Raw genomic sequence first — 14,814 nt, 5'->3', positions numbered from 1 at the left:
CGCGGCCATGGAGCTGGTCGCGGCGGACATCGGCGGCACCCATGCCCGCTTCGCGATCGCCGAGGTGGCGGACGGGCGTGTCGTCCACCTCGAAGAGCCGGTGACGTTGAAGACCGCCGATCACGGGAGCCTGCAACTCGCCTGGGAGCAGTTCGGGCGATTGGGCGGTCGGCCCCTGCCCCGTGCCGCCGCCATCGCGGTCGCGTCGCCGGTCGGGGCGGAGGTCATCCGGCTCACCAATAACCCGTGGGTGATCCGGCCGGCGCTGATGAACGAGCGGCTCGGAGTCGACCAGTATATCCTCATCAACGACTTCGGCGCGGTCGGGCACGCGGTGCAACATGCCGCGCCCGATCAGTTCGAGCATGTCTGCGGGCCGGACACGGTGCTGCCGGAACGCGGCGCGATCACGATCTGCGGGCCGGGCACGGGATTGGGCGTCGCGCAGCTATTCCGCCATGACGGCGGCTATCACATCATCGAGACGGAGGGCGGACACGTCGACTACGCGCCGCTCGATGCATTGGAGGATGCGCTGGTCAAACGGCTGCGCGCGCAGTTCACGCGGGTGTCGGCGGAGCGGGTCTGTGCGGGGCCGGGGATCGTCGCGATCTATGAGACGCTGGCGGCGATCGAGGGACGGACGGTAGCGCCCCAGACCGACAAGGCGATCTGGGCGGCGGCGTTGGACGGCAGTGACAGCCTGGCGCTGGCGGCGCTGGACCGGTTCTGCCTCGCGCTGGGGGCGATCGCGGGCGACCTGGCACTGGCGCACGGGCCGACGGCGGTGGTGATCGCGGGCGGGCTGGGGCTGCGGCTGAAGGAGCGCCTACCGACCTCCGGCTTCGCGCAACGGTTCGCGGCGAAGGGTCGGTTCCAGCAACTGATGGCCGGCGTGCCGGTGAAGGTCATCACCCATCCGCAACCTGGGCTGTTCGGCGCGGCGGCGGCGTTCGCGCAGCGGTTCGGCTAAGCGTTCCCCTCTCCCTTTCAGAAACAGGGAGATTAGATTCCGTGCGCCGCGCGATACGCCCGCCACTTCGCGACGTTGGCGTTGTGCTCCGCCAGCGTGTTGGCGAATACATGCCCGCCCGAGCCGTCCGCGACGAAATACAGCGCCTGGCTGTTCGCCGGATCGAGCACCGCGTCGATCGACGCACGGCCAGGGTTGGCGATCGGGCCCTCCGGCAGGCCCGTCGAGGCATAGGTGTTGTAGCCGTTTCTGGCGCGCAGCTCCGACAGCAGGATGCGCCGGCCGAGCGGGCGACCGTGCGTGATCGGATAGATCACGGTCGGGTCGGCCTGGAGCGGCATGCCGCGCTTCAGGCGATTGGCATAGACCGCCGCCACCAGCCGACGCTCCGACGGCTTGCCCGTCTCCTTCTCCACGATCGACGCGAGGATGATCGCCTGTTCAGGCGTCGTTACCGCGAGCCCCGGTTTGCGCTTCGCCCAGGCGGCGGCGACGTAGGTCGTCATCGCGCGCTGCATCCGCGTCACGACCGAGGCGCGTGTGTCGCCGCGTTCAAAGGCGTAGCTGTCGGGCAGCACCGATCCCTCACGCGGCAGCGGTGCGGCGCCGGTCAGCCCCTGCGCTTGCGTCAGCGCGTCCTGCACCTGCACCGCGGGCCATCCCTCCGGCACCACGACCAGCCGTTGCAGCGTCCGGCCGCCCTGCAGCATCTTGAGGATGTCGGCCTGGGAGAGGTGCGGCGGAATGCGGTACTCGCCCGCCTTGATGCCGTCGCCCGATCCGAACGCGCGCGCCAGCAGGCGGAAGCGTCCGGCCGACGGTATCGCGCCCGCCTTTTCCAGATCGCGCGCGGCGGTGTTGAGCGACATGCCCGGCGTCACCTGAAACGTCAGCGTGCGTGGGTTCGGCCCGGCGCCGCCCCAGCTGTGGACGACCAGCAGCACCGCCAGCACGCCTGCGACCAGGACAAGCAACCCGAAGCAGCCGAGCTTCCGCATCGGCTTAGATCGCCTTCATCACCAGCGACGCATTGGTGCCGCCGAAGCCGAAGCTGTTGTTGAGCACCGCCTTGATCGGGCGCTGCTTGGCCTGGTGCGGGACGAGGTCGACGCCCGCGCAATTGTCGCTCGGATCGTCGAGGTTGAGCGTCGGCGGCGCGACCTGATCGCGCATCGCCAGGATGCAGAAGATCGATTCGACCGCGCCCGCGCCGCCGAGCAGATGGCCGATGGCGGACTTGGTCGAACTCATCGACAGGCTGCCGATCGCGTCGCCGAACAGCCGCCGCACCGCGCCCAGCTCCAGTTCGTCGCCGAGCGGGGTCGAGGTGCCGTGCGCGTTGACGTAATCGATGTCGGTCAGCGCCAGCCCGGACTTGCGCATCGCCATCTCCATCGCGCGATAGGCGCCGGAGCCTTCCGGATGCGGGGCGGTGACGTGATAGGCGTCGCCCGACAGGCCATAGCCGATGACCTCGGCGTAGATCTTCGCGCCGCGCTTCTTCGCGTGCTCGTATTCCTCCAGACAGACGACGCCCGCGCCCTCGCCCATGACGAAGCCGTCGCGGCCCTTGTCGTAAGGTCGGCTGCCGCGCCACGGTTCGTCGCGGAAGCCTGTCGACAACGCGCGCGCCTGACCGAAGCCGGCGATGCCGATCGGGCAGATCGCGCCTTCCGCGCCGCCCGCGAGCATGACGTCCGCATCGTCCATCGCGATCATCCGCGCGGCGTCGCCGATCGAGTGCGCGCCGGTCGAGCAGGCGGTGACCACCGCGTGGTTCGGCCCCATCAGCCCGTATTTGATCGTCACCTGCCCCGTGATGAGGTTGATGAGGCGACCGTGGACGAAATGCGGGCTGACGCGCTTCGGGCCTTTTGCGGCGAGTACCAGCGACTCGCTCTCGATCCCCGGCAGGCCGCCGATGCCCGAACCGATTGAGCAGCCTGCGCGGAAGCGCTCGGCCTCGCTCATGTCGGTCAGCCCGGCGTCTTCCAGCGCCTGGCTGGCGGCGTCGATGCCATAGACGATGAACGGATCGACCTGACGCTGGACCTTGTGGTCGACGCGCTTGCCGGGATCGAAGCCATATTCATGGTCCGGCGACTTCACCTCGCAGGCATAGTTGGTGTGGAAGTCGGTCGCGTCGAAGCGGGTGATCGTCGCGGCGCCCGATTTGGCGGCGACGATGTTCTTCCACGCGGTCTCGACGTCCGCGCCCAGCGGCGTGACGAGTCCCAGTCCGGTGACGACTACGCGACGCATGCGCTCTTCCCCTTCGCGCCAAACGAAAACGGCTCCCGGCCCGTAGCACGGGCGAGAGCCGTTCGATCCTTCATCGAAGCACGGTCAGCCCCAAGGGCTCAACCCTTGTGCTCGTCGATATAGCTGATCGCATCCTTGACGGTGGTGATCTTCTCGGCCGCATCGTCCGGGATCTCGACGCCGAACTCTTCCTCGAAGGCCATCACCAGCTCGACGATATCGAGCGAGTCCGCGCCCAGATCGTCGATGAAGCTGGCGTCCTCCGTCACCTTGTCGGCCTCGACCCCGAGGTGCTCGACAACGATCTTCTTCACGCGGTCGGCGGTCTCGCTCATGTCTCTCGTCCCTCTTGGGTTTGTTGTTCCTGAACGCACGTAGAGCGGGGTCCGTTGCCTGACAAGCCCGTGCGGACCCGCTTGAGGCGGCGTTAACCGCCTCCGCGCTAGGCAGTTCGCATGTGGCACGCGCTCCGCTCCGGCACCTGGCTGACCGCCGGGCGCGCGCGCCGGGTGGCGCGGGTCAGCATCGCCGTGACGGTGCTCGCGATCGGCTATGTGCTCCTGACCGGCCACGGGACGGTCGACACCTGGGGGCGGCCGATCGGCACCGACTTCTCCAACGTCTGGACGGCGGGGCGGATGACGGACACCGGCCGGGCGGCGGCGGCGTGGGACTGGCCGCGCCACTATGCCGAACAGGTGGCGGTGCATGGACGCGGCGTGCCCTTCTACGGGTGGCATTATCCGCCACCGTTCCTGCTGGTCGCGGCGGTGCTGGCTTGGCTGCCTTACGTTTCCGCTTATCTGATCTATCAGGGTGCCACCCTGCTCGCCGCCTGGCTGGTCGCGCGGCGGATCGTACCGGGCGCAGGCTTGTTGGCACTCGGCTTCCCGGCGGTGTTCGTGTGCCTGGGGCACGGCCAGAACGGCTTCCTGACGGCGGCGCTGTTGGGTGGCGGGTTGCTGGCGCTGGAGCGTCGGCCGGTGCTGGCCGGCGTGCTGTTCGGCTGCCTCTGCTACAAGCCGCAGTTCGCGCCGGTGCTGCCGGTGCTGCTGATCGCGGGCGGACAGTGGCGGGCGCTCGCCTCCGCGGCGGCGAGCGTCGCGGCGCTGGTGCTGACGACGACCGGCATCTGGGGGACGGAGGTGTGGGCCGCCTTCGCGCAGTCGCTCGCCTTGACCCGCGCCACCGTCATTGAGGGGGCGGGCACGGGCGCATACAAGATCGTCAGCGCCTTTGCCGCCATCCGGCTGAACGGCGGCGGCGTGGCGTTGGCCTATGGCGCGCAGGCGCTGGTGAGCGGCGCGGCGGTGCTGTCGGTCGCAGCGGCGGCGTGGCGCGGGTCGGCGGATCGGCGCAACGCGCTCGTCTGCGCGGCGGCGCTGCTCGCGACGCCCTATGCGTTCGACTACGACATGGTCGTGCTCGGCGTCGCGATCGCGTTCGTGGCGCGCGAGGCGATGCGCGACGGCTGGCGACCGTGGGAGCGGACCGGCCTCGCCTTCGCGTGGGCCGCGCCGCTGATCGGGCGGGCGGTAGCGCAGTCGACCGGCGTGCCGCTCAACCTGCTGGCGATTCTGGTCGTGGCGGCGCTGGCGGGGCGGCGAGCGCTGCCGGCGTCAGATCATCGCCATGCCGCCGTTGACGTGCAGCGTCTGCCCGGTGACGTAGCCGGCCTCGCGGCTGGCTAGATAGACCACCGCCGCGCCGATATCCTCGCCGCTGCCGAGGTCGCCGGCGGGGATGCGCGCGGTCAGCGCCTGCTTCTGCGCGTCGGGCAGCCCGTCGGTCATCGCCGAGCGGATGAAGCCGGGCGCGACGCAGTTGACGGTGATGTTGCGGCTCGCCAGCTCCTGCGCCAGCGCCTTGGACATGCCGACCAGCCCCGCCTTGGACGCCGCGTAGTTCGCCTGGCCGGGGTTGCCGGTCGCCCCAACGACGGAAGTGATCGAGATCACCCGCCCGAACCGCGCCTTCATCATCGGTTTGGCGGCGGCGCGGACAAGGCGGAACGCGGCCTCCAAGTTGACGCGGATGACGGTGTCCCACTCCTCGTCCTTCATCCGCATGGCGAGGTTGTCGCGGGTGACGCCGGCGTTGTTGACGAGAATGTCGAGCCTGCCCAACGCAGCGACCGCCTGCGGTACGAGGCCGTCGACCTGCGCGCCGTCGGACAGGTCGCACGGCAGCGCGACATGCTCGCCGCCGAGGTCGTCGCGGAAGCGCGCCAGCTTCTCGGCGTTCGACCCCGACACCGCCAACCGAGCCCCCTGCCCCGCCAATGCCGTCGCGATCGCCGACCCGATCCCGCCGGAGGCGCCGGTAACCAGCGCGGTCATGCCTGTGAGGTCGAACATCGTCTCTCCTAGCGGGGCTTGAGCCCGATCTGATGCGCGTCGGCGTCATACAGCACCGACCAATGAAAATAGGGCGCGAAACCAAGCGACAGCCGCGTCTCCGCACCGCCCGGCGCGTAGAGCAGCGCGCTCGCCTCGTCACGCCGACCGATCGTCACCGTCATCCGCTGCGCCGCGGCGTCGGTCCCGATCGTGATGGTCGCAGCCGTGCCGTTGGGCCAGGGCCGGAAGGGGTCGGCGCGGATGACGCGCAGGCCGGCGGCACCGGAGTCGAAGAAGCCGCGCGCGCAGATCTTCTGCGGTCCTTCGAGACAGACCGGCGTCGTGCCATTCGCATCGACCGCTATCCGCGCGAAGTCGGCGACCTCGGCATCCGTCGGATTGAGCACGATCCGACCGGTTCGAGCGGCCGACGTCGGCAACTCGACGATCCAGCGGCGGACCCCGAGCTGCAGGAACGGGTTGTCGACCTGGTCGTGCTGGACACGGATACCGAGGATCGCCGCGAAGCCCTGCCCAGCGATACCGTCACCCTGAACGCCGTAGCTCGTCAGGTCGGCGTGCGCGACCGGGCAGTCCAGCCGGGCCGCGGTGCACCCGACCGCCTCGATCCGCATGACCTTGATCGTACCGCCGATGTCTCCTGCGCCGACGGCTACGCTGACGGCGTGGCCCGAAAACGCGGTGCCTGCGCCGTAACTATAGGTCACCGTCGGCCCGCGGGCGGCGGTGCCCGTCGGCCACAGGCCGCGCGGCAGCACCCGCAGGCCGGTCGAGCCGGTGTCGATCCCGACCTCGACCGGACGGCCGTCGATCCGAAGCGTCATGGCGAAGCGGCGGTCGCCGTTGGGCAGATCGACCTCCCGCACCGGCAGCTCCGCGCGTTGCGCCAAAGCGGGAGCTGGAAGCAGGGCAAGCGCGAGCAGGGCGATCCGCATCACAGTCGCGCCGCGAGTGCTTCGATGTCGTCCATCGTCACGACGCTGGTGACGGTCGCATCCGGCGCGATGCGTTTGACCATCGGGCCGAGCACCTTGCCGCCGACCTCCACGAATTCGGTCACGCCCGCCGCCGTCATCGCCAGCACCGACTCACGCCAGCGGACCATGCCGGTCACCTGCCGGACCAGCGCGACGCGGATCGTGCCGGGGGTGGCGATCGGGGCGGCGTCGACGTTGCAATAGACCGGCACCAGCGGCGCGCGGAGATCGGCGTCGAGTAGCGCGTTTTCCATGACGTCGGCGGCGGGCTGCATCAGCGGGCAGTGGAACGGCGCCGACACCGGCAACAGCAGCGCGCGTTTCGCGCCGAGTTCCTTCGCCAGCGGTATCGCACGCTCGATCGCGGCGCGATGGCCGGAGATCACGACCTGAGATGGGTCGTTGTCGTTGGCGACGGTGCATACCAGTTCGGGTCCGCCCTCCGCCAGGATCGCGTCCACCGCCGCCCCCGCGATCACGCGCGCCTGTTCCAAATCGCAGCCGAGCAGCGCCGCCATCGCGCCCTCGCCGACCGGCACCGCCTCCTGCATCGCCTGCCCGCGTGTCCGCAGCAGCGCGGCGGTGGTGGCGAGGTCGAACGCACCCGCCGCGCACAGCGCCGTATATTCGCCGAGCGAATGCCCGGCGACATAGTCGGCCTTGTCTGCCAGCCGGACACCGCCCTCCCGCTCCAGCACACGCAGCGTGGCGATGGCGTTGGCCATTATCGCGGGCTGCGCGTTCTCGGTCAGCGTCAGCTCGTCGGCCGGCCCATCGGCCATCAGCCGCGACAGGCGCTGCCCCAGCGCCTCGTCGACCTCTTGCAGCACTTCGCGCGCATGCGGACTGGCCTCGGCCAACGCCTTGCCCATGCCGACCGCCTGACTGCCCTGGCCGGGAAAGATGAACGCGCGCATGGCTTCCTCTCGCTTGTTTCGCCGGCCCGGCCTTCGGACAAGACCGATTAAACGGCAAGAGTTGCGGTTCGGGGCCGCTTCGGCTAGGGGCACCGCCAGCGGGCGAAGGCGCAAGTCTCTCGCCCGCTTTATATTCGACGACGGCCGGAGGGGCGTCCGCATGGGGCGGCGTCAGCGATCGGCATGGAGAACCCGAACATGGCTCTGTACGAGCATGTGTTCCTTGCGCGCCAGGATCTGGCACAGGCGCAGGTGGACGCACTGGCGGAAAACGCCAACAAGATCATCCAGGACGGCAACGGCAAGGTCACCAAGACCGAGGCGTGGGGGCTGCGTAGCCTCGCCTATCGGATCGCGAAGAACCGCAAGGCGCATTACGTGATGCTCGAGATCGACGCCCCCGGCGACGTCATCGCCGAGCTGGAGCGTCAGACGCAGATCAACGAGGACGTGATCCGCTATATGACCGTCAAGATCGACGAGACCGAGCAAGGTCCGTCGGTGATGATGCGCAAGCAGGAGCGCGACCGTGAGCGCCGCGCCGACCGTGACGGCGAGCGTGGCGGTCGTGACCGCGACGGCGGTCGTGATCGTGATCGCGACGGTGGTCGGGATGGCGGCGCGCCGCGCCCCCGCCGTGAAGAGGAGATGGCATAATGGCCCGCCCGTTTTTCCGTCGCCGCAAGTCGTGCCCGTTCAGCGCCAAGGATGCGCCCCGGATCGACTACAAGGACGTCCGGCTGCTGCAGGGCTTCGTGTCCGAACGTGGCAAGATCGTGCCTTCGCGCATCACCAGCGTGGCCGCCAAGAAGCAGCGCGAACTCGCCCAGGCGATCAAGCGTGCGCGTCATCTGGGCCTGCTGCCCTACGTCGTTAAGTAAGGAGTAGCAGACATGGACGTCATTCTGCTGGAACGTGTCGAGAAGCTCGGTGCCATCGGCGACGTGGTCAAGGTGAAGGACGGGTTCGCCCGCAACTTCCTCCTGCCCAACAAGAAGGCGCTGCGCGCCAACGAGGCCAACCGCAAGGTGTTCGAGGCCAACCGCTCGCGCATCGAGGCGGACAACGCCTCGCGCCGGTCGGATGCCGAGAAGGAGGCGGGCAGCTTCAAGGACGTGACCGTCACGCTGATCCGTCAGGCGTCGAGCACCGGCCAGCTCTACGGCTCGGTCGCGGTGCGCGACCTGATCGACGCGCTGACCGCGAGCAAGCACAAGGTCGCAAAGTCCGCGATCGTGCTCGACAAGCCGATCAAGGCGATCGGCCTGTACGACGTCAAGGTCGCGCTGCACCCCGAGGTGTCGGTGACGGTCAAGGTCAATGTCGCCCGTTCGCCCGAAGAGGCCGAAATGCAGGCGTCGGGTGTCGACGTCATGGCGCAGATGTTCGAGCGTGACGAGGCCGGCTTTGTCGAGGCCTACGATCCGAACGCCGAGCCGGGCGCGACCGCCGAAACCGAAGCGGAGCCGGCCGCGAACTGATCGCTGCCGTCGACGTGAAAACGAAAAGGGCCGTCCGGCGTCATGCCGGGCGGCCCTTTTCACATCCGTATCAGATGACGTCGTTCAGGGGCAGGTGACGCAGGCGCTGATGACGGCGGCCAGCGGGATGAGGGCGAGAACGACGGGGAAGAGCTGTTTCATATCGGCACCCTGTTCGTAAGTCTGTGTTGCCCGTTCAAATCCCCGCGACGAACAAAGGTTGCAGCGCGATGAACCGAAATATTAACGATGGTTAATCGCGCTCCCAAGATGCGATCAGCTTGAGACGAGCGTCCTGCCGCGCCGTTGCCGCTGCGACGAAGACCAAGCATCAGCTCTCGCGAGGATGCGGCACCCCGATCGGGTGATACGCATCCCAGGCATATCGGGTCGCACCGAACGGGCTGCAGCGTCGGCCCACCGATCGAGGGGGAGCGACGAGATGGCCGAGGACGATTACAGCAAGCGGTTCGACGAGATCACCAAATTGGTGCCGGATCCCAGGAAGCTGACCAGCTCCAACGGCAATCTCCACATCGACTATTATGGCGAGCTTCATTCGGGCTCGCCGGCGATGGTCAAACCGGTGGCCGCCGCGAAGGCGACCCAGGCCGACCGCGAGCGGATCGACAAGCTGCAGCAGGACCGCTTCGAACGCATGTCCTACGGCAGTTTCAGCGACAATCCGGACTTCACCACCGCCGCCGACGGCCTGAACCACACCCGACTGATGCGGAACTGGATCGGCGGCGGCATCATGACCAGCTGCAACGCCTTCGCCGGTCACGTCACAAAGGAATTGGGGCTGCCGGGGCTTGGCGGGTTCAACGTCGAGAACATCCTCCGTACCCAAGGCAAGGTGCATTGCTGGATGACGCCGAAGTCCGGCGAGAAGCCGCGCCATGGCGACCTGTTCGAGACCCGGTCGATGAACGTCGGCTACGAAAACCTGCACGTCGGCTTCAGCCTGAAGGTCGACGGCGAGACGTGGTGGACGATCGAGGGCGGTCAGGGCGGGCCGGCCATGGGGGCCGACCGGATCTGCCGCGTCAAGAAGAAGTACAACATCGCGCATCTGCTCGGCTGGGTGGACATGCGCCTGCTGCTCTCGGGCAAGCCGGCCCTGCCGCCGTGGCTGGTCGGCAGCTGGGTCATCTATTCCGACGGGCAGACCTTCATCTACGAGTTCGATCGCTACGGCCGGGTCGAGCACAAGGCGTTCCAGGCGCGATCCGCGATCGTGGATGCACCGACGCTCGACGCCGGCGCGGTGACCAGCGCGTTCGGCGACAAGGTCGAGCTGAAGTGGCAGAGCGAAGGTGGGCTGGAGACGCTGCACTACGACCGCTGGAATAGCGTCGGCGGGGTCAATGACCGCCTTAACGGGACGACCGTTGCGGGGACCGCGATCACCGGGGTTAAATTGTAGCGTGGGGACGTGATGCAATCCGAGTGGGTACTCGGTGTGGAGATAATTCGCTCGCGGCGAAAGCATCACTTGATCTTTGGATGTCCACCTTTGGTGGAAAGCGGCCTCTCCACCGAGCAGCAGAAAACCCGACTGTGGCCGAGATCGCCAAGGAGGCTGGCTACCTGCATCCGTGAGCGCTATCCGTTTGCTACGACAACTTTCGAGCAAGGGGACGTGAGATCATGCTGGCTGTTATGCTCGCCGCTGCAACGTCGGTCCCCGCACAGGTCCCCCCTGCGGGATCAAGCGCTCCCGCCTGTCGCTCCAGCGTCGTCGGGACGGTTCGCACCATCACGCTGCAGAGCAAGGTGTTTCCCGGCGAGCGCACGTTGCGGATTTGGCTGCCGCCCGGTTACGATACGACGGGGCAGCGACGCTATCCTGTGCTGTACGTTCTCGACGGTCAGAATGCCTTCGACACCTGCACCGGCTATCAGGGCCACGAGTGGACGCTGGATGAAGTCGCCACTCGGCTGATCACAAGCGGAGCCATCTCGCCGATCGTCATCGTTGGCATCGATAACGCCGGCGCGCGTCGCGCCAACGAGTATCTCCCATATGCCGACCCGTTCATGCCGACAGCCGGCCAGGTGGAAGGCGATCGGATGGCAGCATTCCTTGCGGGCGACGTCATGCCTGCGGTCGCGGCATCGTTCCGCGTATCGACTGATCCAGCCGAGATTGGGGTGGGCGGCTTCTCCTATGGCGGCGTAGCCACGCTGCACATGGCGCTGAGCAATCCCCAGCTGTTCGGCAAAGCGCTGATCGAGAGCCCATCCTTGCAGGTCGGCAATGGGCAGTTGCTGCGCGACGCGACCGACGCCGCCACGCTACCTGATCGAGTCTATGTCGGGATGGGCGGTGAGGAGGCGGCGATACCACCTGGCGCACCACCGGCAATGCGCGAGCAGATCGCGCGCATCAATGCCGGGCTCGTCGTCGGCGCGAAGCGGCTACGCGATCGGCTCGCCGCCGCACTGACTGCGCCAACGGTTAAGCTGGTCATCGATCCGGCCGCACATCATGGCGAAGATGCATGGGCGAAGCGTTTGCCAGCCGCACTCACCTTCTTGTTCGGGCTCGGCGACGCCGAAAAGCAAGCGCCAAGCAGATAAGGCGAAGTTCGCTTATTTCGTGATACCGATCGTGGCGCTCAAGCACGCGCTTCATTGAGTTAGCGAAGGCCGCAGCTCTGTAACGGGTATCCAATTCCGGACGGCCCGGCCGGGGCTACGGATGTCCGGCCGTAAGCGAAAGCGGACATTCGGCAAGCTTGTCGTAATGGTCCGGCTAGAGGCACCCGATAGCCGACTACTCTTTCACCGCCGCCCGAACAGCTTCTCGATATCGGCATGGGCGAGCTTCACCCAGGTCGGGCGGCCGTGGTTGCATTGGCCCGAGCGCGGCGTGACCTCCATTTCGCGGAGCAGCGCGTTCATCTCCGCGACCGCGAGCACGCGGCCGGCGCGGACCGAGCCGTGGCAGGCCATCGTCGCGGCGACGTGGTCGAGCCGCTCGCGCAGCGACAGCGCCTGATCATAGGCGGCGAGTTCGTCGGCGAGGTCGGTGACCAGCGCCGCCGGATCGGCCGTGCCCAGCAGCGCGGGCGTCGCGCGGACCAGCGTCGCGTGCGGCCCGAACCGCTCCAGCACCAGGCCGAACGCGGCGAGTTCGTCGGCGCGGGCTTCGAGCCGGTCGCAGGCGGGCTCGTCGAGTTCGACGACCGCCGGGATGAGCAGCGTCTGGCTGGAGACCGCGCCGCCGGCCATCGCAGCGCGCATGCGTTCGAGCACCAGCCGCTCGTGCGCGGCATGCTGATCGACGATGACGAGGCCGTCCTCCGCCTCGGCGACGATATAGGTCTTCGCCACCTGCCCGCGGGCGACGCCGAGCGGGTGGTCGATGGTGGCGGGCGGCGGCGCGCCGGCGGGTTCGGCGCGCCCCTGCGGTGGCGGGGTGAAGAAGGTCGGGCGCTCCCTCACCTCGCTCGGTCCCGCGAAGGCGGTGACCCCGCCGTCCTCCCCCAAGAAAGAAGAAGCGGAATCCCCGCCTTTGCGGGGATGACGATGGGGATCGTCGGGATCACGCGGTGCGACGTTGTCGCTCGTGAACAGCGCCGCCACGTCCATCGCCGGCCGCTGCACCGCCCGGAAGCCCGCCTTATCCAGCGCGCGGCGCAGGCCCGACACGACCAGACCGCGCACCGCCGTCGCGTCGCGGAAACGGACCTCGGTCTTCGCGGGGTGGACGTTCACGTCGACCTCGCTGGTCGGCAGGTCGAGGAACAGCGCCACCACCGCGTGCCGGTCGCGCGGCAGCATCTCCGCATAGGCGCCCCGGATCGCGCCGAGCAGCAGCCGGTCCTTCACCGGGCGGCCGTTGACGAACAGATATTGGTGATCGGCGACGCCGCGGTTGAACGTCGGCAGGCTCGCCACCCCGCCCAGCGCCATGTCGCCATCAGTTGCCGACCCCGTCACGGGCCGCACGAAGTCGATCCCGACCGCGTTCTCGGCGAGCGCGCGGTCGGTGAGCGCGGCGACCCGCGTCGGGCGGTCCTGCCCCGGCGGCACGCTGATGACGCCGCGCCCCTCGTTCTCGACCCGAAAGCCGACGTCCGGCCGCGCCATCGCCAGCCGGCGGACCGCATCCAGGCAGGCGGCGTATTCTGCGCGTGGCGAGCGCAGGAACTTCCGGCGCGCGGGGATGCGGGCGAACAGGTCCTCGACCACGACACGCGTCCCGAGCGGGATCGACGCCGGCCCATCCTCGACGACCGCGCCGTTGTCGACCACCCGGCGCCAGCCGTCGCCGTCAAGCACCCGGCTCTCCAGCGTCAGTCGCGCGACCGAGGCGATCGACGGCAGCGCCTCGCCACGAAAGCCGAGCGTCGCCACCGCGTCGAGCGCGCCGTCCTCGCCGACCAGCGACTCCGGCAGTTTCGACGTGGCATGACGTTCCAGCGCCAGCGCCATCTCGTCGGGCACCATCCCGCAGCCGAGATCGGCGACCTCCATGCGGACAATGCCGCCGCCGATCAGCTTGACCCACACGAGGCTCGTGCCCGCGTCCAGCGCGTTCTCGACCAGCTCCTTCAACGCGCTGGCCGGTCTTTCCACCACTTCGCCCGCTGCGATGCGATTGACCAGATGCTCCGGGAGGCGGCGTATTGACACCGGGCAAGCCCTAGCCCAATCGGCCTCATCCCGCGACCCCGTCGGCGAGAATGCTCCGGACGTTCTGGCGTTCCGGCGGTGGTGTGCGGCCCTTCGCGCGTTCAGACGGACCACAAACCCCCAATGCCCTTTCCCCGCCTTTTCAAGTTCATGTCGCAGGACATGGCGATCGACCTCGGCACCGCCAACACTCTGGTCTATGTCCGCGGCCGCGGCATCGTTCTCAACGAGCCGTCGGTCGTCGCCATGGAGACGGTGAACGGCATCCGCCGCGTCAAGGCGGTCGGCGACGACGCCAAGCTGATGATGGGCAAGACGCCCGGCTCGGTCGAGGCGATCCGGCCGCTGCGCGACGGCGTCATCGCCGACATCGACGTGGCAGAGGACATGATCAAGTTCTTCATCCGCAAGGTCCACGGCCCGCGCAAGTTCGCGCGCTGGCCGGTGATCGTGATCTGCGTGCCGTCGGGCTCGACCAAGGTGGAGCGACGCGCGATCCGCGATGCGGCGTCCAACGCCGGGGCCAGCCAGGTCTTCCTGATCGAGGAGCCGATGGCGGCCGCGATCGGCGCCGACATGCCGGTGACCGAGCCGATCGGATCGATGGTGGTCGACATCGGGGGGGGCACGACCGAGGTCGCGGTGCTGTCGCTGCGCGGCCTTGCCTATACCACCAGCGTCCGCGTCGGCGGCGACAAGATGGACGAGGCGATCGTCTCCTATGTCCGCCGCAACCACAACCTGCTGATCGGCGAAGCGACGGCGGAGCGGATCAAGAAGGAGGTCGGCATCGCCAAGCCGCCCGCCGACGGCATCGGCCAGACGATCTTCATCAAGGGCCGCGATCTCGTCAACGGCGTGCCCAAGGAGATCCAGATCAACCAGGGCCAGATCGCCGAGGCGCTGTCGGAGCCGGTCGCCACGATCGTCGAGGGCGTCCGCGTCGCGCTGGAGAATACCGCGCCCGAGCTGGCCGCCGACATCGTCGATCAAGGCATCGTCCTGACCGGGGGCGGCGCGCTGTTGCAGGGACTGGACGAGGTCCTGCGCGACGAAACCGGGCTACCCGTCACCGTCGCCGACGACCCGCTGACCTGCGTCGCGCTGGGCACCGGCCGTGCGCTGGAAGATCCGATCTTCCGTGGCGTGCTGCAGAACGGGTAACCGCTAGGGCCGCGCGGGCGGCTGCGTTATGTT

15 protein-coding genes are annotated in these 14,814 nt (G+C 68.3%); 8 read left to right on the top strand and 7 right to left on the bottom strand.

Annotation, left to right across the window (positions count from 1 at the left end; all coding sequences use genetic code 11):
* The first annotated feature begins 7 nt into the window (after positions 1-7).
* Positions 8-973, top strand: coding sequence for a glucokinase (gene glk / locus ACOFKS_RS04880; RefSeq protein WP_419808124.1), 966 nt, complete (start codon positions 8-10; stop codon positions 971-973).
* Between the two features lie 32 nt (positions 974-1,005).
* Here the strand turns inward: glk and mltG are convergent, their stop codons facing one another.
* The 3 genes from mltG to ACOFKS_RS04865 form a co-directional block, all read right to left on the bottom strand.
* Positions 1,006-1,971 (bottom strand): endolytic transglycosylase MltG, encoded by a 966-nt coding sequence (gene mltG / locus ACOFKS_RS04875; RefSeq protein WP_419808123.1) that lies wholly within the window; start codon positions 1,969-1,971, stop codon positions 1,006-1,008.
* A gap of 4 nt (positions 1,972-1,975) precedes the next feature.
* Entirely contained in the window at positions 1,976-3,235 is a 1,260-nt protein-coding gene (gene fabF, locus ACOFKS_RS04870; RefSeq protein ID WP_419808122.1) for a beta-ketoacyl-ACP synthase II, read from the bottom strand.
* A gap of 98 nt (positions 3,236-3,333) precedes the next feature.
* Positions 3,334-3,570: an acyl carrier protein gene (locus ACOFKS_RS04865; protein WP_093663957.1), complete on the bottom strand. Its 237-nt coding sequence runs from the start codon at positions 3,568-3,570 to the stop codon at positions 3,334-3,336.
* 120 nt (positions 3,571-3,690) lie between these two features.
* On the opposite strand from ACOFKS_RS04865, the gene ACOFKS_RS04860 reads away from it, so the two are divergent.
* Complete coding sequence (locus ACOFKS_RS04860) at positions 3,691-4,926, top strand: glycosyltransferase family 87 protein (protein ID WP_419808121.1); 1,236 nt, start codon at positions 3,691-3,693, stop codon at positions 4,924-4,926.
* On the opposite strand, the gene fabG is transcribed toward ACOFKS_RS04860, so the two are convergent.
* Genes fabG through fabD form a run of 3 tightly spaced genes read right to left on the bottom strand, consistent with a single transcriptional unit; the run spans position 4,855 to position 7,489 of the window.
* Positions 4,855-5,592, bottom strand: coding sequence for a 3-oxoacyl-[acyl-carrier-protein] reductase (fabG, locus tag ACOFKS_RS04855; RefSeq protein WP_419808120.1), 738 nt, complete (start codon positions 5,590-5,592; stop codon positions 4,855-4,857). The two genes, ACOFKS_RS04860 and fabG, sit on opposite strands and share 72 nt — an antisense overlap.
* Positions 5,593-5,600: 8 nt before the next feature.
* A complete protein-coding gene (locus tag ACOFKS_RS04850) occupies positions 5,601-6,530 on the bottom strand; it encodes a hypothetical protein (RefSeq protein WP_419808119.1) in 930 nt (309 codons plus the stop codon).
* On the bottom strand, positions 6,530-7,489 hold the full coding sequence (fabD, locus tag ACOFKS_RS04845) for an ACP S-malonyltransferase (protein WP_419808118.1): 960 nt from the start codon (positions 7,487-7,489) through the stop codon (positions 6,530-6,532). Before fabD ends, ACOFKS_RS04850 begins: the two co-directional genes overlap by 1 nt.
* A 198-nt stretch (positions 7,490-7,687) precedes the next feature.
* Here fabD and rpsF point away from each other — a divergent pair, with 198 nt between their 5' ends.
* The 5 genes from rpsF to ACOFKS_RS04820 all read left to right on the top strand — a co-directional run bounded on the left by rpsF (position 7,688) and on the right by ACOFKS_RS04820 (position 11,556).
* On the top strand, positions 7,688-8,146 hold the full coding sequence (gene rpsF / locus ACOFKS_RS04840) for a 30S ribosomal protein S6 (RefSeq protein ID WP_419808117.1): 459 nt from the start codon (positions 7,688-7,690) through the stop codon (positions 8,144-8,146).
* Positions 8,146-8,370 (top strand): 30S ribosomal protein S18, encoded by a 225-nt coding sequence (gene rpsR, locus ACOFKS_RS04835; RefSeq protein ID WP_174298474.1) that lies wholly within the window; start codon positions 8,146-8,148, stop codon positions 8,368-8,370. Before rpsF ends, rpsR begins: the two co-directional genes overlap by 1 nt.
* 12 nt (positions 8,371-8,382) lie before the next feature.
* Positions 8,383-8,970, top strand: a complete 588-nt coding sequence (gene rplI, locus ACOFKS_RS04830) for a 50S ribosomal protein L9 (protein ID WP_419808116.1) — start codon at positions 8,383-8,385, stop codon at positions 8,968-8,970.
* A gap of 442 nt (positions 8,971-9,412) precedes the next feature.
* Positions 9,413-10,399 (top strand): hypothetical protein, encoded by a 987-nt coding sequence (locus ACOFKS_RS04825; RefSeq protein ID WP_419808115.1) that lies wholly within the window; start codon positions 9,413-9,415, stop codon positions 10,397-10,399.
* A gap of 224 nt (positions 10,400-10,623) precedes the next feature.
* A complete protein-coding gene (locus ACOFKS_RS04820; protein ID WP_419808114.1) occupies positions 10,624-11,556 on the top strand; it encodes an alpha/beta hydrolase in 933 nt (310 codons plus the stop codon).
* A gap of 204 nt (positions 11,557-11,760) precedes the next feature.
* Here ACOFKS_RS04820 and mutL read toward each other — a convergent pair whose 3' ends face one another.
* On the bottom strand, positions 11,761-13,617 hold the full coding sequence (gene mutL, locus ACOFKS_RS04815; RefSeq protein ID WP_419808113.1) for a DNA mismatch repair endonuclease MutL: 1,857 nt from the start codon (positions 13,615-13,617) through the stop codon (positions 11,761-11,763).
* 123 nt (positions 13,618-13,740) lie between these two features.
* Between mutL and ACOFKS_RS04810 the strand changes: the two genes are divergently transcribed.
* Complete coding sequence (locus ACOFKS_RS04810) at positions 13,741-14,781, top strand: rod shape-determining protein (RefSeq protein WP_419808112.1); 1,041 nt, start codon at positions 13,741-13,743, stop codon at positions 14,779-14,781.
* Positions 14,782-14,814 lie beyond the last annotated feature (33 nt).

The sequence above is a fragment of the Sphingomonas sp. genome (genome assembly GCF_965200135.1).
Lineage (GTDB): Bacteria > Pseudomonadota > Alphaproteobacteria > Sphingomonadales > Sphingomonadaceae > Sphingomonas.
This window is presented reverse-complemented; position numbering and strand designations above follow the sequence as displayed.

Excerpts from the sequence above, each read along its gene's own strand:
- glk (WP_419808124.1), top strand. The coding sequence starts at position 8 with ATGGAGCTGGTCGCGGCGGACATCGGCGGCACCCATGCCCGCTTCGCG.
- mltG (WP_419808123.1), bottom strand. The coding sequence starts at position 1,971 with ATGCGGAAGCTCGGCTGCTTCGGGTTGCTTGTCCTGGTCGCAGGCGTG.
- fabF (WP_419808122.1), bottom strand. The coding sequence starts at position 3,235 with ATGCGTCGCGTAGTCGTCACCGGACTGGGACTCGTCACGCCGCTGGGC.
- ACOFKS_RS04865 (WP_093663957.1), bottom strand. The coding sequence starts at position 3,570 with ATGAGCGAGACCGCCGACCGCGTGAAGAAGATCGTTGTCGAGCACCTC.
- ACOFKS_RS04860 (WP_419808121.1), top strand. The coding sequence starts at position 3,691 with ATGTGGCACGCGCTCCGCTCCGGCACCTGGCTGACCGCCGGGCGCGCG.
- fabG (WP_419808120.1), bottom strand. The coding sequence starts at position 5,592 with ATGTTCGACCTCACAGGCATGACCGCGCTGGTTACCGGCGCCTCCGGC.
- ACOFKS_RS04850 (WP_419808119.1), bottom strand. The coding sequence starts at position 6,530 with ATGCGGATCGCCCTGCTCGCGCTTGCCCTGCTTCCAGCTCCCGCTTTG.
- fabD (WP_419808118.1), bottom strand. The coding sequence starts at position 7,489 with ATGCGCGCGTTCATCTTTCCCGGCCAGGGCAGTCAGGCGGTCGGCATG.
- rpsF (WP_419808117.1), top strand. The coding sequence starts at position 7,688 with ATGGCTCTGTACGAGCATGTGTTCCTTGCGCGCCAGGATCTGGCACAG.
- rpsR (WP_174298474.1), top strand. The coding sequence starts at position 8,146 with ATGGCCCGCCCGTTTTTCCGTCGCCGCAAGTCGTGCCCGTTCAGCGCC.
- rplI (WP_419808116.1), top strand. The coding sequence starts at position 8,383 with ATGGACGTCATTCTGCTGGAACGTGTCGAGAAGCTCGGTGCCATCGGC.
- ACOFKS_RS04825 (WP_419808115.1), top strand. The coding sequence starts at position 9,413 with ATGGCCGAGGACGATTACAGCAAGCGGTTCGACGAGATCACCAAATTG.
- ACOFKS_RS04820 (WP_419808114.1), top strand. The coding sequence starts at position 10,624 with ATGCTGGCTGTTATGCTCGCCGCTGCAACGTCGGTCCCCGCACAGGTC.
- ACOFKS_RS04810 (WP_419808112.1), top strand. The coding sequence starts at position 13,741 with ATGCCCTTTCCCCGCCTTTTCAAGTTCATGTCGCAGGACATGGCGATC.